Genomic DNA, 16607 nt, shown 5'->3' on the forward strand with positions numbered 1-16607 from the left:
AGGTCGCTGTAGCACTTTGATCTGCTGCATGTTTTTGTCCTTTAATCGTATACGATTAAAGGAAACATGCAGTAGCTAGACGGAACCGAAAACCCGCCGGAAGATCGTGTCGACATGCTTGGTATGGTAGCCGAGGTCGAATTTCTCCCGAATGTCCTCTTCGGAAAGAGCCGCACGGACTTCCGTGTCGGCGAGCAGTTCTTCGAGGAAGTCCTTGCCCTGTTCCCAGACCTTCATGGCGTTGCGTTGTACGAGGCGGTAGGCGTCCTCGCGCGACACTCCGGCCTGGGTGAGGGCGAGAAGGACACGCTGCGAATGAACAAGCCCGCGGAACTTGTTCATATTCTTCAGCATGTTGTCCGGGTAGACGAGAAGCTTGTCGATGACGCCGGTCAGGCGGGCGAGCGCGAAATCGAGCGTAACCGTCGCATCCGGACCGATCATCCGCTCGACCGACGAGTGCGAGATATCGCGTTCGTGCCACAGCGCGACGTTTTCCATGGCCGGAACGACGAAGGCGCGGACCATTCGGGAGAGGCCGGTCAGGTTTTCCGTCAGGACCGGATTGCGCTTGTGCGGCATGGCGGAAGAGCCCTTCTGGCCCGGAGAGAAATATTCCTCCGCTTCCAGAACCTCGGTGCGCTGCAAATGCCGGATCTCGGTCGCAAGGCGCTCGATCGAGGAGGCGACGACGCCGAGTGTGGCGAAATACATCGCGTGGCGATCGCGCGGGATCACTTGGGTCGAGACGGGTTCAGGCTTGAGGCCGAGCGCCTTTGCCACGTGTTCCTCGACGCGCGGATCGATGTTGGCGAAGGTGCCGACCGCTCCGGAAATGGCACAGGTCGCAATCTCCTCGCGGGCAGCGAGAAGGCGTTGCTTGCAGCGGTCGAACTCCGCATAGGCGAGCGCGAGCTTGACGCCGAAGGTCGTCGGCTCGGCGTGGATGCCGTGCGAACGACCGATGGTCACCGTGTCCTTGTGCTCGAAGGCACGCCGCTTCAGCGCTTCGAGCAGCTTATCGAGATCGGCAAGCAGGAGATCGGTGGCGCGGACGAGCTGAATGTTGAAGCAGGTGTCCAGCACGTCGGAAGAGGTCATGCCCTGATGGATGAAGCGGCTGTCGGGGCCGACGAATTCCGCAAGATGGGTGAGGAAGGCGATGACATCGTGCTTGGTGACGGCTTCGATCTCATCGATGCGGGCGACGTCGAAGGTTGCCGCGCCGCCCTTTTCCCATATGGTCTTTGCAGCTTCCTTGGGGATCACGCCGATCTCGGCCAAGGCGTCGCAGGCATGCGCCTCGATCTCGAACCAGATGCGGAACTTGGTTTCCGGCGACCAGATGGCCACCATTTCCGGCCGGGAGTAACGGGAGATCATGGGCTTCAAGCTTTCGTCGAGAGTGGAGGATGGCTGTGCCTCTATCAAAGATGGCGGTGAAGCTCAACGCCGTTGCCGCGCGTCCGATCGCGCGAGCAGCAGACTCGTTGCTACGAGCGCGACTGCACCGAGGGGTAGGTAAAGGCGAACGCCGAGGACCAGAAACTGGTAGAAGGCGGCAAGCGACGTGAACGCGAACTGGAACAGCCAGGTGCGTGTTCCGGTCATCGCATGCCACTGCGCATAGAAAGTGCGGTAGTCGAGCGCGAACAGGAATGCTGTCGTTCCGATCGTGCCTGCGGCGAGGCACAGGAAAAAGGCCGAAAACCGTGTCTCGGCCGGTCGGTTCTGCGACAAGCAGCGGGCGGCAAACAGAGAAAGCGGCCATGCGACGATGCCGCCCCATGCGTAAAGCCCGAGAATGCTTTTCAGGTGGAACGTGACGTTATTTTCGCGGAACCAAAGTGCAAGCCACGCCGAGAGAGCCATCGCGAAGCCCCAGCAGAGCGCGCCGAGGATCGCTTCCCGCAGGCTCGGAACCGAATGCGCGAGACGGTAGCGCTTCGGCCGGTCCGGGTCTGCGATGAGCACCTTTGCCCGGACCGCGGCCTTCCCCTCCATCAACCGGGAATCCGCACCGGTACCGCGATCCAGCGGCCGTCGGTGGTGCCCTCGAAGCCGAGCGACTCGACCAGGATCATCACTGCATGGACCTCGGAGCCGTCGGCCTTGACATGGGTCACGACGCCGCCGATGCGGTAGCCTGTCGGGCAACGGCGGCTCAAGGGAATGCGCTGATCGTCTTCGAGTATGTCCGATGCGGGCTTCCCGGCCTTTTCGGTCATCGTCAGACGGAAGCCTTTGACCTCTTTCAGAAAGCCCTCGCAGATCCCTTCCGGTTCGAAGACCTTCTCTTCGAGCTTCAGCGCATAGACCTTGCGGAAGGATGCATCGGCGGGAAATGAGGAATAGGTCAGTGTGCGCGGCTCTGCATCGAGCTCGGTCACGGGATTATAGGCGGCGAGCACTCCCGGCGTGTCGTGGAGACGATAGGCATCGATGAGCGGCGCAGAGCGCCTGTGGGCTTCACCGCGCGCCCTGTGCAGATCGGCTCCGTCCTCCTCCGCAACGGCGCGCACGGGAGCGCCGGGCAGGAAGCCGTCGGTATTCGTGTCGAGAACGTAGATCGTCGAATAGGGAAAGCCGGAGCCGTCCTGGATACCATATTCCTCGAAGGCGAAGACATCGCCGTCCGACGAAAAGCCGATCGGTTGGAAGGCGGCGTAGTCGCCGGCCGCAGCACCCGATGCGGCAAGCATCGCCAGAATGATGCCCGCAGTCGCTGCGCGCGCCGTCATCCGCGTGCCTTTTGCGCCTGCGTGCGGAGCACTTCGATGGCGCTGCGATACGCATCGACGGAATCGCCCTTGAAGATGGCGGATCCGGCGACCAGCACATTGGCGCCCGCTTTCGCCGCGACGCCGGCCGTATCGGGCGCGATACCGCCATCCACCTCGATCTCGATCGGGCGGCTGCCGATCATTGCCTTGATCCGCCGGATCTTCTCCTCAGTCGCGCCGATGAACTTCTGGCCGCCGAAGCCGGGATTGACCGTCATCACGAGAATGAGATCGACGGTGTCGAGGACATATTCGATTGCGCTTTCCGGCGTCGCCGGATTGATCGAGACGCCGGCCTTTTTTCCGAGCGACTTCACCGTCTGCAGCGACCGGTGCAGATGCGGGCCTGCTTCGGCATGGACGGTTATGATGTCGCATCCGGCCTTCGCAAAGGCTTCGAGGAAGGGATCGGCCGGCGCGATCATCAGGTGGCAGTCGAAGGTCGCCCGGGTGTGCGGGCGCAGCGACTTGATCACGTCGGGTCCGAAGGTGATGTTCGGTACGAAATGTCCGTCCATGACATCGAGATGGATCCAGTCGGCGCCGGCCTCGGCGACGTCGCGAACCTCCTGGCCGAGTTTGGAGAAGTCGGCCGCCAGGATCGACGGGGCAATGCGAATGGGGTGGGTCATCATCGTGCTCCGGCTCTTTCCCGCGCCATAGCATTCTCGGGCCTCCCGAACAACCGGCGCGAAGATCAGGAGCGTGAGGACCAGGCAGGCATCAGATCGTCTCCGGCATCTCGTGCGTCGTATACGCCGCGCGCGATCGCACGGGCCATGGTGGCGGCTGCCGCGGCGCTGAGATCGATGAAATCCTGAAGCAGTGGCGCCTTTCCGCTCGTGCCCGTCGAAAGCGCAAAGACCAGATCGCCGTCAAGCGGCGTATGAGAGGGCCACAGGGCACGCGAAAAGCCGTCATGGGCCGCTATCGCCAGACGCTTAGCCTCCGCCTTGGTGAGCAGCGCATCGGTGGCGATGACCGCGATGGTCGTGTTCGTCGCCGACGCTTGCCGCTCCCGAAACTTGAAGCGAGGGGTAGCGGCGTCCTGCGGCCAGGGCGTGGGCTGGCCCAGCCCGCCGAACTCATCGTCCATCTCGAAGGGTGCTGCCCAGAAATGACGTGTGTCGCCGACGGTCGCCGAGCCGACGGCATTCACTGCCACGAGCGCGCCGACGGTGATCCCGTTGGACAGCACCGTCGACGCGGAGCCGAGACCGCCCTTGAAGGTCGCAGTAAGCGCGCCCGTGCCTGCGCCGGCGCTGCCGGTCCCGAAATCTGCCGATACCGCACGCGCCGCTTGGTAGCCGAGATCGCGATACGGAGCGTAGCGTCCCCAATCCTTGTCGCCGCCATTTGCCAGATCGAAGAGGATCGCCGCGGGCACGATCGGCACACGATGCGGGCCGACGGCGAACCCGCGCCCCATCTCGCGCAGCGCCGCCTGAACGCCCGACGCGGCATCGAGGCCGAAGGCCGAGCCACCGGAGAGCACGATCGCGTCGACCGCCTGGACCGTATTGTGGGGAGCGAGCAGGTCGGTCTCGCGCGTGCCGGGAGCGCCGCCCAGAACCTGGACGGCAGCCGTCGCCGGCGGATCGCAGAGCACGGCCGTAACCCCGGATTTCAGCCTGATATCCTCGGCATTGCCGACCAGCAATCCGGGCACGTCCGTGATGAGATTTCTGGCCCCTTTCCGCATCATTCCGTACTGCCCGTAGCGGCTGCATCGACGAAACGCCCGTCCTGCCATCGCATCAGCCTGTAAGGGGTTTCGGCCAGCTCGTGCGCACTATTGAACCCGATCGGGCCGAGCACTGTGGGATAGGGTCCTTTCGTCAGGGCGTCGGCAAGCGAGCTGCCGTCTTTTGCCGCCTGGTCCTTTGCCTGCTCGAGGAGCGACACTGCGGCAAAGGCGGGGAGAACATATCCCTCGGGCTCGACCTTGGCGGCGCGCATGGCCTTTGCCACCGCCGCAGCCTCCGACGATCGTGCGGGGTCGGGGATCGTCATGGCAAGGACGCCGTTCTCAAGCGGGACGTCGAGATCGGCAGCGTTCAGCGTGTCGCCGCCAAAAAGGGTTATCGGCACGTTTTCCGCTGTCGCGTCACGCGCGATGACCGCCGTATCGTTGCGGTCGCCTCCGGTGAAGACATGCGTTGCACCGCTCTTCGCCAGTCGCCGCACGAGGCTCACCTGCTGTTCCTGCGAGGGGCGGTAGGTGTCGGTGAAAACCGGTGTTATGCCGATCTCGGCCAACCCGTTGCGCACGCTCTCGACAAGCTCGCGGCTGTGGATCGTCCCGTCGTCGATCAGAGCGAGCGGCCGGCCTTTCCAGTTCGCGACGATGGCATCGGTGATCGCCGCCGCTTCGGCCTTGCCGCTTGGGGCCAGGCGATAGAACGGCCACTCTTTCTTGAGTGCGTCCTCCATGAGGATGTCGGAACGGACGCTGACTGTGATCGCCGGAATGCCGGCTTCGGCGAGCGCCGGCAGTGCGGCTTCAAGGCTCTCGGTGCACAGAAAACCGATTGCCGCTTCCGCGCCGCTTGCAAGCAGGGCTTTCGTCAGCGCCTGGCCGCCGGCAGGATCGCAGTTTTCGTTGATCGGGATCACCTGGCTTCCGCGGTCGCCGGCCTGGAATGCTGCCCCGGCAGAAATCTGCCTTCCGAGAGAGGCGAAAGCCCCTTCCTCTGGAGCCACGACCGCGACCTTCACGCCGGCAGCGAAAGCAGGACCGGTCAGCGCAAGCGCAGCGACGAAGAGGCTGGTGACGAGTGATTTAGGCATGTTTTTTCCCGCTATCGACCGCCATGTTTTAAGGATGTGGCCGCGCCCGTCAAAGGAAAAGATCGAGGCATAACGAGGCTTTGTCGCCGCATCGATTGCAAGCGCCGCTGATCCGCAAGATTCTCGCGCCGCCGGGTTTCATATTTTCCGCGAGAGTCTATGTATGTGCGAGATATCGTTCCGGAGCGAGATGTGTTGGAGAAGACCCGGCTGGACCCGATAACCTACCGTGATGCGATGAGCCGCATGTCGTCGCATGTGCAGCTGATCACGGCGGCCGATGGCAAGGATCGGCGCGGCGTGACGATCACCGCGTCCTGCTCGGTATCCGACGATCCGCCGACCGTGCTCGCTTGCCTCAACGCAGCCAACCGGCGCAACGACATCTTTTCGCGTGGCGGCAGCTTCGCGCTCAACCTGCTTGGCGCCCAGCATCACGCCCTGGCTCACGCCTTTTCGGGCCGCGACCAGCTCGACATGGAACGGCGTTTTGCCCTGGGCCGGTGGACGCAGCGCACGACCGGTGCGCCCATCCTCGTCGAGGCGATCGCTGCCTTCGATTGCCGCCTGATCGAAGTCAAGGAAGTGGCCACACATCTCATCCTTATCGGCGAAGTCGTGGACGTACAGCTCGGCCCGAAGCAGCCACCGCTCATTTATGTGGACCGCGGATATCACACGCTATAGGTTTTCGTCCACGCGGGAGGAAGCATGGCGAGACAGGTGACAGGAAAGCTGCCCCAGTCCATCGACGAGACGAGGGCGATGCTGGAGGCGCAGGATTATCTCGCCGGAACCGCGCTTGCGACCGTTCTCTTCCTGGCCCTCAGGATGAAGCGCCCGCTATTCCTCGAAGGCGAGGCCGGGGTCGGCAAGACCGAGATCGCCAAGGTACTGGCGCGCGCCCTCGACCGCCCCCTTATCCGGCTTCAGTGCTACGAGGGTCTTGATGTCGCCTCGGCCGTCTATGAATGGAACTATCCGGCTCAAATGCTGGAAATCCGCCTGTCGGAAGCGGCGGGCACCGTCGACCGCCAGAGAGTGGAAAGCGACATCTTCTCCGAGCGGTTCCTCATAAGACGGCCGGTGCTGCAGGCGATATCGACGACTGCCGGGAGGGCGCCGGTGTTCCTGATCGACGAGCTCGACCGCACCGACGAAGCCTTCGAAGCCTTTCTCCTGGAGGTGCTTTCCGATTTCCAGGTCACAATCCCCGAACTCGGGACGATCAAGGCCGACGAGCCGCCGATCGTCATCATCACCACCAACCGGACCCGCGAAATCCACGATGCCTTGAAGAGACGCTGTCTCTATCACTGGGTCGACTACCCCAAGGCGGCGCAGGAACTGGAGATCATCCGCCGCAAGGTTCCGGGCTGCAACGCGGCGCTTTCACGCGAGATCGTTGCCTATGTTCAGAGGTTGAGGGCGCTCGACCTCTTCAAGAATCCCGGCGTCGCGGAAACGATCGACTGGGCCACGGCGCTCACCGAGCTCGACGCGCTGGCGCTCGATCCCGAAACGGTGGCCGACACGCTCGGTACGCTTCTCAAATATCAGGACGACATCGCCCGGATCGAAGGTGCCGAAGGCCGCCGCCTGCTTGCCGAGGTGAAAGCCGAATTGCTGGCGCAGGACTGAGCAGGATGACCGGCGGAGCCCATTCGGATGAAGGAAGGCTTGCCGACAACATCGTCTTCTTCGCCCGTGCCCTGAGGCGGGCGGGACTGCGGATCGGTCCGGCCGCCATCGCCGATGCCATCGGTGCCGTAAAGCTGATCGGCATCGGCTCCCGTGGCGAATTCTATGCAGCGCTCCAATGCATCTTCGTCAAGCGTCATGAAGACCAGGCCGTATTCGACGAGGCGTTCCGGCTCTTCTGGCGTTCGCCGGATCTGGTGAACAAGATGATCGCGCTCATGTCGCCCATTGCCATGCCCCGCTCCGGGGAGGATCGGCGTCGGCGCGCCGGCGAAGAACGCGTTCGTGATGCGCTTCTTGCCGGCCGGGACGGCGCGCAGCAGCCGAGCGAAGCGCCGGAGGTGGAGGTCGATGCACGCTACACCGTCTCGGGCCGGGGACTCTTCCGCAAGGCGGATTTCGGCCAGATGACGACCGCGGAGATCGCCGAGGCACGAAAGGCATTGTCCGCGATCCTGCTGCCGCTCGACCGGGTACGAACGCGCCGCTATCGACGGTCCCATCGCCCGGTGCGGATCGATCCGCGCTCCACCATGCGCGATGCCATGCGGTTTGGCGGGGACTTCATCCTGCCGCGCTTTCGCGAGCCGCGGCTCGTCCATCCGCCATTGGTCGTGCTTGCGGACATTTCCGGATCGATGAGCAAGTATACCCGGATATTCCTGCATTTTCTGCACGCGCTGACCGAACAGCGCCATCGCGTCCATACTTTCCTTTTCGGGACGCGGTTGACGAATGTCACGAGGCAGATGCGCAACCGTGACCCCGACGAGGCGCTGGATGACTGCATCGCGGCGGTCAAGGACTGGTCGGGCGGCACGCGTATCGGAGAGACGCTGCACGATTTCAACCGCCGCTGGTCGCGGCGGGTGCTCGGGCAGGGGGCCGTCGTCCTCTTGATGACCGATGGGCTCGAGCGCGACGATACGGCCGAACTGGAGACCGAGATCGATCGTCTGCATCGTTCCTGCCGGCGTCTCGTCTGGCTCAACCCGTTGCTGCGTTTCGACGGTTTCGAGGCCCGCGCCCGAGGAGTGAGGGCCATGCTTCCGCATGTCGACGAGTTCCGCCCGATCCACAATCTCGAATCCGTCGCCGATCTGGTGAAATCGCTGTCCGGCCGCGGAGCTCGCGGTGCCGATCCGCGGCGTTTCCTGAACCATGGACCGCTTGCCGTTGACCGTGCGCCGGCGAATGCGTCACAGTGATGTGACTTGATCCGAAGCAGGATCATTGCCTGAGTGCAGTTTTCGGAGTTGCAGCATGCAGAACGAGCCGAACGTCCTCGATCCTTTGGCTGTCGCCCAGACCTGGCATGGGCAAGGGCGTTCCGTGGCCCTTGCGACCGTGATCGAAACCTGGGGCTCGGCGCCACGCCCCGTCGGCAGCCACCTGGTGATCGACGGGGAAGGTAACTTCCAGGGCTCCGTTTCCGGCGGCTGCGTCGAGGGCGCGGTCATCGCGGAGGCTGCCGACGTGATTGCGTCCGGTACCCCGCGGGTTCTCGAATTCGGCGTCGCCGACGAGACTGCGTGGCGCGTCGGGCTTTCCTGCGGTGGCCGGATCCGCGTCTATGTCGAACGAATTGACGGCTGAACGATGGAACTGAGCACACTGCAGATACTCAATGACGCCCGCGCGTCACGCCGCGCCGCCGTCGTCGTCAGCGATCTTTCGGACGGCAGCAGTCAGGCTTTTGTCGAAGGCGATCGCATTCCCCCTGAATGGGCCGCGCCCGTCTCCGAAGTGCTGCACTCGGGCCGGCCCCGCCTTCTGAACCTCGAGGAAAGAGCGCTTTTCTTCAACGTTCATCTGCCGCCCCCTCGTATCGTCGCGATCGGAGCGGTTCACATTTCGCAGGCATTGGCGCGTCTGGCGCCGGTCGCAGGTTTCGACATGGCGGTCATCGACCCGCGCACCGCCTTTGCAACGGCCGAGCGTTTCCATGGCGTCGAGCTTATTGCCGACTGGCCGGAAGACGTTCTGCCCGCTCGACCGCTCGATCGCTATACGGCACTCGCCGCCCTCACGCACGATCCGAAGATCGATGACTATCCGATCAGCGCGGCACTGGAGGCGGGATGCTTCTATGTCGGCGCGCTTGGCAGCCGCAAGACCCATGCGGCTCGGACCGAACGCCTGCAGACGCAAGGAGTGCCGGGAGAGGCGATCACGCGTATCAAGGCCCCGATCGGCCTCGATATAGGTGCCGCGAGCCCGGCGGAGATTGCGGTTGCCGTGTTGGCAGAGATCATCGGGGCGCTGCGGCGTCGCGACGTGAACCTGCCGGCGGAGGGGGCCAAGTGAGGTTCGGGCCCGTACCGCTTGCCGAGGCCGAAGGCGCTCTCCTGGGCCATTCGGTAAAGATCGGCACGATGAAGCTGTCAAAGGGGGATCGCCTGAGCGCCGACGATGTCGCGGCGCTTGCCGAAGCGGATGTCACGGAGGTCATTGTCGCGCGGCTCGAGCCGGACGACCTGCCGGAGGACGAAGCCGCAGCGCGCATAGCTGCGGCGATCGCTCCGGATCACCTGCGGTTCTCGCGGGCCACGACCGGCCGGGTCAACGTCTATGCTACCGCTGCCGGCCTTTTCGTTGCCAATCGCGCCGTCGTCGATCGGCTGAACCGTATAGATCCGGCGATCACGCTCGCCTGCCTTGCCGATCATGTTGCCGTCGACGCCGGCGACATGGTGGCGACGATCAAGATCATCCCTCTTGCCGTGCCGCAAGCGCTCGTGGAGCGAGCGCAGGCACTGCTTCGGGCGGATCGGGCCTTCGAGGTCAAGCCGTTCACGCCGCGGCGCGCGGCCCTGGTGGCGACTGAGCTGCCTTCGTTGAAGAGCCAGGTTATGGACAAGACGCGCGCCGTCCTCACCGCAAGGCTCCTGCAATCGGGCAGCCGCCTCGATAGCGAGCAACGCGTGGCTCATACTACCGAAGCGGTCGCCGCCGCGATCTCGGACGCTGCCGATTCGCACGACCTGATCATCGTCTTCGGCGCTTCGGCCGTGGCCGATCCGGACGATGTGATCCCTGCCGCCATCCGGCGCGCGGGCGGCGTCGTAGAACACGTCGGAATGCCGGTCGATCCGGGCAACCTGCTCGTCCTCGGGCGATTAGGGGAAATCCCGGTCCTCGGTGCTCCCGGATGTGCACGAAGCCCGAGGGAAAACGGTTTCGACTGGATTCTCGACCGGTTGATCGCGGGCGAGTGGCCGAGCAAAGCCGACATTACCGGGCTCGGCGTCGGCGGGTTGCTCAAGGAAATACCGACGCGTCCGCAGCCGCGGGAAGGGAGCGCCGGCAAGCGGCCGGGTCCCGTCGGGATCGTGGTGCTCGCAGCCGGCCAGGCGAGCCGGATGGGGCCGGATGGCCGTCACAAGCTGCTTGCGGAGTTCGAAGGCATGCCGCTCGTGCGCCGGTCGGTGGAGACCGCCATCGCGGCGGCTCCGGGCAGAGTGATCGTGGTAACCGGCCACCGTGAAGCGGAGATCCGGGCGGCACTCGCGGGGCTGCAGACCACATTCGTCTCGAACCCCGATTACCGGAGCGGCATGGCCTCTTCGCTGGTTGCCGGTCTCTCCGCCCTGGATGCCGGCGCCGGCGGGATGCTCGTCATGCTTGCCGACATGCCGGGCATTACTTCGGCACACCTGGCAAAGTTGATCGCTGCCTTCGAAGCCGAATCCGGCCGTGCTGTGGTGCGTGCCGTCGCTGGCGGTCAGCGCGGCAATCCGGTCATTCTGCCGAAGGAGACTTTCCATGCCGTCCGGCAGCTCGTCGGCGACGTCGGGGCGAGACACATTGTCGAGCGCTGCGGCTTGCCGGTGATCGACGTCGAACTCGGTGCTGCGGCGCGTCTTGATCTCGACACGCCGGAGGCGATAGTGGCTGCCGGCGGGCTATTGAGGGATTGAGCGATGGACAATGCGGCAATCGAGGAGATCTTCGAAACACTCGGCCCGATCAAGATTCGCCGCATGTTCGGCGGCAAGGGCATCTATTTCGACGGCATCATTCTTGCGTTGGAAGTGAACGGCGAAATTCTTCTGAAGGGGGATGCCGAATCGGCGCCGGCGCTCGAGGAAGCAGGCGCCCGGCAGTGGGCCTATGAAGGCAAGGGCAAGCCGGTGAAAATGCCCTATTGGAGCATCCCTGAGCCGGCCTGGGACGATCCGGATGAAATGGCGCGCTGGGTTAGACTTGCCTACGAGGCCGCGCTCAGGTCCAAAAAGTAGAGATGATCGTCCCGGGTTTCAGGCGAGCGCCCGCACCGCATCTGCCGCAAAGCGGGATAGAGGCTGGGGCAGGGCGGTCAGGTCGAACCAGCGGATGTCGGAGAGCTTGTCCGGCTCGGTGAGACGCGGCTCGCCGGAAAAATTCTCCGTCACATAGATCAGCGAGATCCAATGTTGCCGATCGGCTTCGATCATCTGCTCGCTGACGCATAAAAAGCGGGTCGAATGGATGGAAAGGCCGCTTTCCTCCTCCGCCTCGCGTCGGGCCGCATCCTGCGCGAGTTCCATATGATCGACTTTGCCGCCGACGATGCTCCAGTGGCCGGCTTCCGGCGCCTTCAGGCGTCGGCAAAGGAGGATCTTTCCATCCCGCAGGATTGCCAGACCGCAGCCGAGACCGGGGAAATCGATACCGGGCAGTGCCATGAGCGAGAATCAGGCCTTGCCGACGATCAGCATGAAGGCCGGAATGTCGTCGCCGAAACCAACCGGCGTCGGGCCGTCGTCATGATCGCGGCGGTTGCGCTGGCGACGGTCGCGATTGTCGTCATTGGCTGCATTTTGCGCGCGGCCGGGACGGTCGCTGCGGCCGTTATGACGATCCTTGCTGTCGGCATTGCGTTCGATCTTCACCGCGTCGACCCTTTCCGGGACTGTTTCGAGTTCTTCTGTATTATTGCCTGAGGCTGTGACAGGTTTGCGATCGGCGTGAACCTTGCCGGGACGCTCCCTCTTCCGGTCCTTGCGCCCGTCGCTGCCGCGGTCGCGACGGCTGTCGTGGCTCTCCATCGGCTCGGGAAGCTCCGAAAGGTCGCCGTTGAACCATTCGACCTTCTGGCCGATCAGCTTCTCGATGGCATCGGAAAACTTCGTCTCGCGCTTTGTGACGATCGTGAAAGCGGCGCCGGAACGCCCAGCACGGCCGGTTCGGCCGATGCGGTGGACATAGTCTTCAGCGTGGATCGGCACGTCGAAATTGAAGACATGGCTGACGTCGGGAATGTCGAGTCCTCGCGCCGCGACGTCGGAGGCGACCAGCAGCTTGATGTTGCCGTCCTTGAAGTTGGCAAGCATGGCCATGCGTGAACGCTGATCCATGTCGCCGTGCAGCGCGCCGACCGAAAAGCCATGGCGATCGAGCGAGCGGAAGAGCTCGGCGACATCCTTCTTGCGATTGCAGAAGATGATCGCGTTCTTCAGGTCCTCCTGGGACCGAATGAGTTCACGAAGCACGGCGCGCTTCTCGTAATCCTTGCCGTGTGCGGCGACAAAACGCTGCGTAACGGTTATAGCCGTCGAGGACCGGCGTGCCACCTCGAGCCGCTCCGGATTCTGCAGGAAGCGATCCGCAAGCTTCTGGATTTCGGGCGGCATCGTCGCGGAGAAGAACAAGGTCTGCCGCGTGAAGGGAATGAGCTTCGCGATGCGCTCGATGTCGGGAATGAAGCCCATGTCGAGCATGCGGTCGGCCTCGTCGATAACGAGGATCTCGACCCCCGTCATCAGGAGCTTGCCGCGCTCGCAATGGTCGAGCAGGCGGCCGGGCGTGCAGATCAGCACATCGGCGCCGCGCTCGAGCTTGCGGTCCTGCTCGTCGAAGGAAACGCCACCGATCAGAAGCGCGATGTTGAGCTTATGATTCTTGCCGTATTTGTCGAAGTTCTCGGCAACCTGCGCAGCGAGTTCGCGCGTCGGCTCGAGGATCAGCGTACGCGGCATGCGTGCGCGTGCGCGTCCCTTTTCCAGAAGGGTCAGCATCGGCAACACGAAGGATGCGGTCTTGCCGGTTCCGGTCTGGGCGATGCCGAGAATGTCGCGGCGCTGAAGCGCCGGCGGGATGGCACCAACCTGGATCGGTGTCGGTATCGTGTAGCCCGCATCGGTAACTGCGGAGAGAACTTTCTGGCTCAGGCCAAGGTCAGCGAAATTGGTCAAAGGGGAAACTGTTTCCGTTCCGGTTCTGATGAACTCTGATCGATCGTTGGAAAATGCAGCAGCATGTGGCGGCGCTCATACGACCAAAGGCGCCGAAAGTCAAGAAATCCAGCACGTTGAAACACTGGAAGTTGAATCCGCCCGATTCTCATGCTTTTCGCGTCAGGCGCGGGGAGAGGTAGCTGCCCGCAGGCCCATTGTCAATCGAGATAGCCGGCGAGCTCCGTTCCGGCCCTCAGGAAGCGCGCCGGATCGACGGCGTGCCCGTTCAGGCGAACCTCGTAATGAAGATGCGGACCCGTCGACCGTCCGGTGCTTCCCGACTTGGCAATGACCGCGTCTGCCTTCACCACATCGCCGACATTGACCAGGATGGCGGACAGATGTGCATAGCGGGTCGAGACGCCGTTGCCGTGATCGATCTCGATCATGTTTCCATAGCCGCCCGCAGGACCCGCGGCCGTGACGGTGCCACCCGCGGTCGCGCGGACTCGCGTGCCGGTCGGTGCGCGAAAGTCCGTTCCGGCGTGCAGCGCCGGACGGCCGAGAAATGGATCCAGCCGATTTCCGAAGCCGCTGGAGACATCGGCTGCCGGCGCCGGGCTGGCGAGAGGAAGTCTTTTTGCTGCGTCACGGGTCTGCTCGAGCTCCAGGAGAGCGCTGTCGAGTCCGACCAGCGATCGATCGAACACGTCTCCGTCCTGCGGTTCGACGAAGGGGCCGCCGATTCCGGCTTCCGCGGCCGTATCCGCGTCGAGCGCTTCCCCGGCTTCCGGGAGCGTGAAGCCGGTATCTTCCACGATCGCCCTGATCGTCGCGGACGTCCTTAGTGCGCTGTCCGTCATCTGCCGGAGATGCGCCATCTGTTCGCGCTCCACGCCCTTGAGCGAAAGCGTGACGTTGGAAAAAACCCGGTCGGCCCGGTCGGAAGCGCTTTCGCCACCCACATTCGCGGAGGAGACGGGTGCATAGCCGAGTACGGCGGGGCGGGGAGGCCGGTCGTCATCCTTGCCGGCAATGCCCATGATCGTCTCGATGGCCTTGACGCCGCCCCGAGCTTCTGCGCGCCCGTCATAGGCCAGCGGTTCCGTCGCAGGAAAAGTGTCTTGCTGCCCGGTATGATTCAAGTCCGCACCGTCTTCCGGGAGTGCGCCGAACCGGCCGCTTCTCGAGGTCAGTGCCAGCTGCCGCTGCAGAAGCTTCTCGACCTTCTGCTCGACAACCTGCTGATCCAGCAATTGCCGGCTCGTGACACGGTCCACCTGCGCTCGCAGTGCAGTGATCCGGTCCTCGTATTCATGCTGCATGCGCGCCTGCCGTGCGATCGTTCCGCCGATCAGGTCGTCGCGAAGCACCAGATATGTGGTTGCGGCAAGATATCCTGTGCCGAACATGCCGACGAAACAGATGGCCAGGGTCGCCATCCATGGGCGGACCGTCATGTGCCGGACCCTGTCGCCGCTCGCCAGGATCAGGACGTGACTTTGCCTGCGCTTCCCGAAGGCGTTTACCGAACCAACAGACACCACACCACCCCCGCCGATGCGCCCCAGTTTGCGCGTCCGGAGGCGCGCTGCGCTGTAGTTCGCGTTGCTCGACGGCAATTACACTTTGTTAGGGTTAATAAAGCGTGTGCGCGAGGCGTTTTCTCAGATGTTGGTGGAGGCGGTCATCGATCGGTAGAAAGAGGGGGTCAATCCCGCCTCCGCCCGGGCAATGTCGTTGAACGGAGGTTTCAGCGGTCCGCGGAAATTCGCCCGCACGAGCGTTTGAAAGGTTGCGGCGGGGTCCTTCTTCTGCCGGGCGCAGAGAAAGCGGAACCATTTCGCTCCGACCGCGACGTGGCCCTTCTCGTCCTCGTAGATGACGTCGAGGACGGCAGCGCTCTCATCGTCGCCGGTCTCCCGCATCTTTGCGCGCAATGCCGGAGTCACATCAAGTCCACGGGCCTCGAGAATCAGCGGAACCACGGCCAGGCGGGCGGTCAGGTCGTTGCGCGTGTCGTGCGCCGCCTGCCAGAGGCCGTCATGGGCGGGAAGATCGCCATAGTCGGCGCCGAGGTCGTTCAGCCTTTGCCGTACCATGCGAAAATGCTTGGCCTCTTCGAAGGCAACCTGCATCCAACCGTCAAAGAAGGAATTCGGCACCGGCTCGGATGCAAAGCGTGCGACGATGTCGAGGGCCAGATCTACGGCGTTCAGTTCGATGTGGGCGATAGCGTGCAGCAGAGCGATCCGCCCTTTCAGCGAGCCGAGCGAGCGCCGCTTGACCTGCGTCGGTGGCGTCAGAACGGGCTTGGCCGGCCGGCCGGGCCGCTCGGGCACGGTGCGGTCCAAAGGCGAGCGCAAGGACAGCGTTCGCGCCTGCCAGCGCCGCGCCGCCTTCTGCGCGACCTCTGTCTTGACGGCAAGATCGGCGGCACGGATCGCTTCGACGGCCGCCCCGCGCAGGCTATGGAATTGCAGAAGTCGCGTCATGGTCTTGCCGTATCTGCTCAAAGCGTCTTTGCGGCGGCCAGAACCTCGTCGGCGTGGCCGGGGACTTTGACCTTTTCCCAGACGCGGCTGATCACGCCCTGCCGGTCGATCAGGAAGGTGGTCCGCTCGACCCCCATGTATTTACGGCCGTACATGCTCTTCTCGACCCAGACACCGTAGGCGTTTGCCGCGGCCTTGTCCTCGTCCGCGCCAAGGGTGACCGTGAGGCCGTGTTTTTTTGTGAAACGATCGTGGCTCTTGGCCGAATCGGGCGATATGCCGACGAGCGCAATCCCGGCTTCCTGGAATTCCTTCGCCAGAGCCGAGAAGGAAATAGCCTCCTCGGTGCAGGCTTTCGTATCGTCCTTCGGGTAGAAGAACAGAACTATCGGCTTTCCGCGCAGCGCAGCGAGCGAGATCGAACCGCCGCCATCACGAGGAAGTTCGAACTCCGGGGCGACATCGCCTTGTCCCAATCCTGCCATGATCAAACCTTTCTTACGTCACGTTTTGTGGGCATTCCGCGGTTAATGCATGTCCCCAAAATCGTGCATCGTCTTCGGGATCGAATGCAACGCGCTTGAGGGCATATCGGAGATCGCCGAAGCCCGTCCAGCAGAGTTGTGATAGATTTGACAGGTGCCGGACGGCTTCGTAGCTACTGTATGATCCTTTAACTC

Annotated in this window: 18 protein-coding genes; 7 read left to right on the top strand and 11 right to left on the bottom strand. The window is 63.5% G+C overall.

Features of this window, described 5'->3' with window-relative positions:
- Nucleotides 1-75: 75 nt before the first annotated feature.
- The 6 genes from purB to M1D34_RS06445 all read right to left on the bottom strand — a co-directional run bounded on the left by purB (nt 76) and on the right by M1D34_RS06445 (nt 5573).
- On the bottom strand, nt 76-1383 hold the full coding sequence (gene purB, locus M1D34_RS06420; RefSeq protein WP_003531428.1) for an adenylosuccinate lyase: 1308 nt from the start codon (nt 1381-1383) through the stop codon (nt 76-78).
- Nucleotides 1384-1446: 63 nt separating this feature from the next.
- The gene (locus M1D34_RS06425; RefSeq protein ID WP_010969446.1) at nt 1447-2004 is read right to left on the bottom strand and encodes a hypothetical protein; all 558 of its coding nucleotides are present in this window, start codon (nt 2002-2004) and stop codon (nt 1447-1449) included.
- Nucleotides 2004-2741: a DUF2259 domain-containing protein gene (locus tag M1D34_RS06430; protein ID WP_498781241.1), complete on the bottom strand. Its 738-nt coding sequence runs from the start codon at nt 2739-2741 to the stop codon at nt 2004-2006. Before M1D34_RS06430 ends, M1D34_RS06425 begins: the two co-directional genes overlap by 1 nt.
- Nucleotides 2738-3418, bottom strand: a complete 681-nt coding sequence (gene rpe / locus M1D34_RS06435) for a ribulose-phosphate 3-epimerase (RefSeq protein ID WP_127615068.1) — start codon at nt 3416-3418, stop codon at nt 2738-2740. The genes M1D34_RS06430 and rpe overlap by 4 nt, the downstream gene beginning before the upstream one ends.
- 62 nt (nt 3419-3480) lie before the next feature.
- The gene (locus M1D34_RS06440; protein WP_498781244.1) at nt 3481-4488 is read right to left on the bottom strand and encodes a P1 family peptidase; all 1008 of its coding nucleotides are present in this window, start codon (nt 4486-4488) and stop codon (nt 3481-3483) included.
- Nucleotides 4485-5573 (bottom strand): branched-chain amino acid ABC transporter substrate-binding protein, encoded by a 1089-nt coding sequence (locus M1D34_RS06445; RefSeq protein ID WP_498781246.1) that lies wholly within the window; start codon nt 5571-5573, stop codon nt 4485-4487. Before M1D34_RS06445 ends, M1D34_RS06440 begins: the two co-directional genes overlap by 4 nt.
- Before the next feature lie 159 nt (nt 5574-5732).
- On the opposite strand from M1D34_RS06445, the gene M1D34_RS06450 reads away from it, so the two are divergent.
- Genes M1D34_RS06450 through M1D34_RS06480 form a run of 7 tightly spaced genes read left to right on the top strand, consistent with a single transcriptional unit; the run spans nt 5733 to nt 11515 of the window.
- The gene (locus M1D34_RS06450; protein WP_498781248.1) at nt 5733-6260 is read left to right on the top strand and encodes a flavin reductase family protein; all 528 of its coding nucleotides are present in this window, start codon (nt 5733-5735) and stop codon (nt 6258-6260) included.
- Between the two features lie 24 nt (nt 6261-6284).
- Entirely contained in the window at nt 6285-7214 is a 930-nt protein-coding gene (locus M1D34_RS06455; protein ID WP_003531441.1) for an AAA family ATPase, read from the top strand.
- Between the two features lie 5 nt (nt 7215-7219).
- The gene (locus M1D34_RS06460) at nt 7220-8482 is read left to right on the top strand and encodes a vWA domain-containing protein (RefSeq protein ID WP_498781251.1); all 1263 of its coding nucleotides are present in this window, start codon (nt 7220-7222) and stop codon (nt 8480-8482) included.
- A 55-nt stretch (nt 8483-8537) separates the two neighbouring features.
- Complete coding sequence (locus M1D34_RS06465) at nt 8538-8870, top strand: XdhC family protein (protein WP_003531447.1); 333 nt, start codon at nt 8538-8540, stop codon at nt 8868-8870.
- 3 nt (nt 8871-8873) lie between these two features.
- Nucleotides 8874-9581 (top strand): XdhC family protein, encoded by a 708-nt coding sequence (locus tag M1D34_RS06470; protein ID WP_010969440.1) that lies wholly within the window; start codon nt 8874-8876, stop codon nt 9579-9581.
- Nucleotides 9578-11194 carry an NTP transferase domain-containing protein gene (locus tag M1D34_RS06475; RefSeq protein WP_027990672.1) on the top strand — a complete coding sequence of 539 codons (1617 nt, stop codon included), beginning with the start codon at nt 9578-9580 and terminating at the stop codon, nt 11192-11194. The genes M1D34_RS06470 and M1D34_RS06475 overlap by 4 nt, the downstream gene beginning before the upstream one ends.
- 3 nt (nt 11195-11197) lie before the next feature.
- A complete protein-coding gene (locus tag M1D34_RS06480) occupies nt 11198-11515 on the top strand; it encodes a TfoX/Sxy family protein (RefSeq protein WP_010969438.1) in 318 nt (105 codons plus the stop codon).
- A gap of 18 nt (nt 11516-11533) precedes the next feature.
- Here M1D34_RS06480 and M1D34_RS06485 read toward each other — a convergent pair whose 3' ends face one another.
- From M1D34_RS06485 to M1D34_RS06505, 5 genes are all read right to left on the bottom strand, one after another.
- Nucleotides 11534-11941, bottom strand: coding sequence for an NUDIX hydrolase (locus M1D34_RS06485; RefSeq protein ID WP_003531455.1), 408 nt, complete (start codon nt 11939-11941; stop codon nt 11534-11536).
- A gap of 9 nt (nt 11942-11950) precedes the next feature.
- On the bottom strand, nt 11951-13450 hold the full coding sequence (locus tag M1D34_RS06490; protein ID WP_010969437.1) for a DEAD/DEAH box helicase: 1500 nt from the start codon (nt 13448-13450) through the stop codon (nt 11951-11953).
- Nucleotides 13451-13650: 200 nt separating this feature from the next.
- Nucleotides 13651-15054, bottom strand: coding sequence for a M23 family metallopeptidase (locus M1D34_RS06495; RefSeq protein ID WP_498781255.1), 1404 nt, complete (start codon nt 15052-15054; stop codon nt 13651-13653).
- 45 nt (nt 15055-15099) lie between these two features.
- A complete protein-coding gene (locus tag M1D34_RS06500) occupies nt 15100-15927 on the bottom strand; it encodes a ferritin-like domain-containing protein (RefSeq protein WP_498781256.1) in 828 nt (275 codons plus the stop codon).
- 17 nt (nt 15928-15944) lie between these two features.
- Nucleotides 15945-16412 (bottom strand): peroxiredoxin, encoded by a 468-nt coding sequence (locus tag M1D34_RS06505; protein WP_248448798.1) that lies wholly within the window; start codon nt 16410-16412, stop codon nt 15945-15947.
- Nucleotides 16413-16607: the final 195 nt, after the last annotated feature.

The sequence above is a fragment of the Ensifer sp. D2-11 genome, from assembly GCF_054161295.1.

Bases quoted from the DNA above. Each gene is read 5' to 3' on its own strand.
- purB (WP_003531428.1), bottom strand. From the start codon at position 1,383: ATGATCTCCCGTTACTCCCGGCCGGAAATGGTGGCCATCTGGTCGCCG.
- M1D34_RS06480 (WP_010969438.1), top strand. From the start codon at position 11,198: ATGGACAATGCGGCAATCGAGGAGATCTTCGAAACACTCGGCCCGATC.
- M1D34_RS06470 (WP_010969440.1), top strand. From the start codon at position 8,874: ATGGAACTGAGCACACTGCAGATACTCAATGACGCCCGCGCGTCACGC.
- M1D34_RS06460 (WP_498781251.1), top strand. From the start codon at position 7,220: ATGACCGGCGGAGCCCATTCGGATGAAGGAAGGCTTGCCGACAACATC.
- M1D34_RS06465 (WP_003531447.1), top strand. From the start codon at position 8,538: ATGCAGAACGAGCCGAACGTCCTCGATCCTTTGGCTGTCGCCCAGACC.
- M1D34_RS06455 (WP_003531441.1), top strand. From the start codon at position 6,285: ATGGCGAGACAGGTGACAGGAAAGCTGCCCCAGTCCATCGACGAGACG.
- M1D34_RS06450 (WP_498781248.1), top strand. From the start codon at position 5,733: ATGTATGTGCGAGATATCGTTCCGGAGCGAGATGTGTTGGAGAAGACC.
- M1D34_RS06430 (WP_498781241.1), bottom strand. From the start codon at position 2,741: ATGACGGCGCGCGCAGCGACTGCGGGCATCATTCTGGCGATGCTTGCC.
- M1D34_RS06505 (WP_248448798.1), bottom strand. From the start codon at position 16,412: ATGGCAGGATTGGGACAAGGCGATGTCGCCCCGGAGTTCGAACTTCCT.
- M1D34_RS06440 (WP_498781244.1), bottom strand. From the start codon at position 4,488: ATGATGCGGAAAGGGGCCAGAAATCTCATCACGGACGTGCCCGGATTG.
- M1D34_RS06485 (WP_003531455.1), bottom strand. From the start codon at position 11,941: ATGGCACTGCCCGGTATCGATTTCCCCGGTCTCGGCTGCGGTCTGGCA.
- M1D34_RS06500 (WP_498781256.1), bottom strand. From the start codon at position 15,927: ATGACGCGACTTCTGCAATTCCATAGCCTGCGCGGGGCGGCCGTCGAA.
- rpe (WP_127615068.1), bottom strand. From the start codon at position 3,418: ATGATGACCCACCCCATTCGCATTGCCCCGTCGATCCTGGCGGCCGAC.
- M1D34_RS06445 (WP_498781246.1), bottom strand. From the start codon at position 5,573: ATGCCTAAATCACTCGTCACCAGCCTCTTCGTCGCTGCGCTTGCGCTG.
- M1D34_RS06425 (WP_010969446.1), bottom strand. From the start codon at position 2,004: ATGGAGGGGAAGGCCGCGGTCCGGGCAAAGGTGCTCATCGCAGACCCG.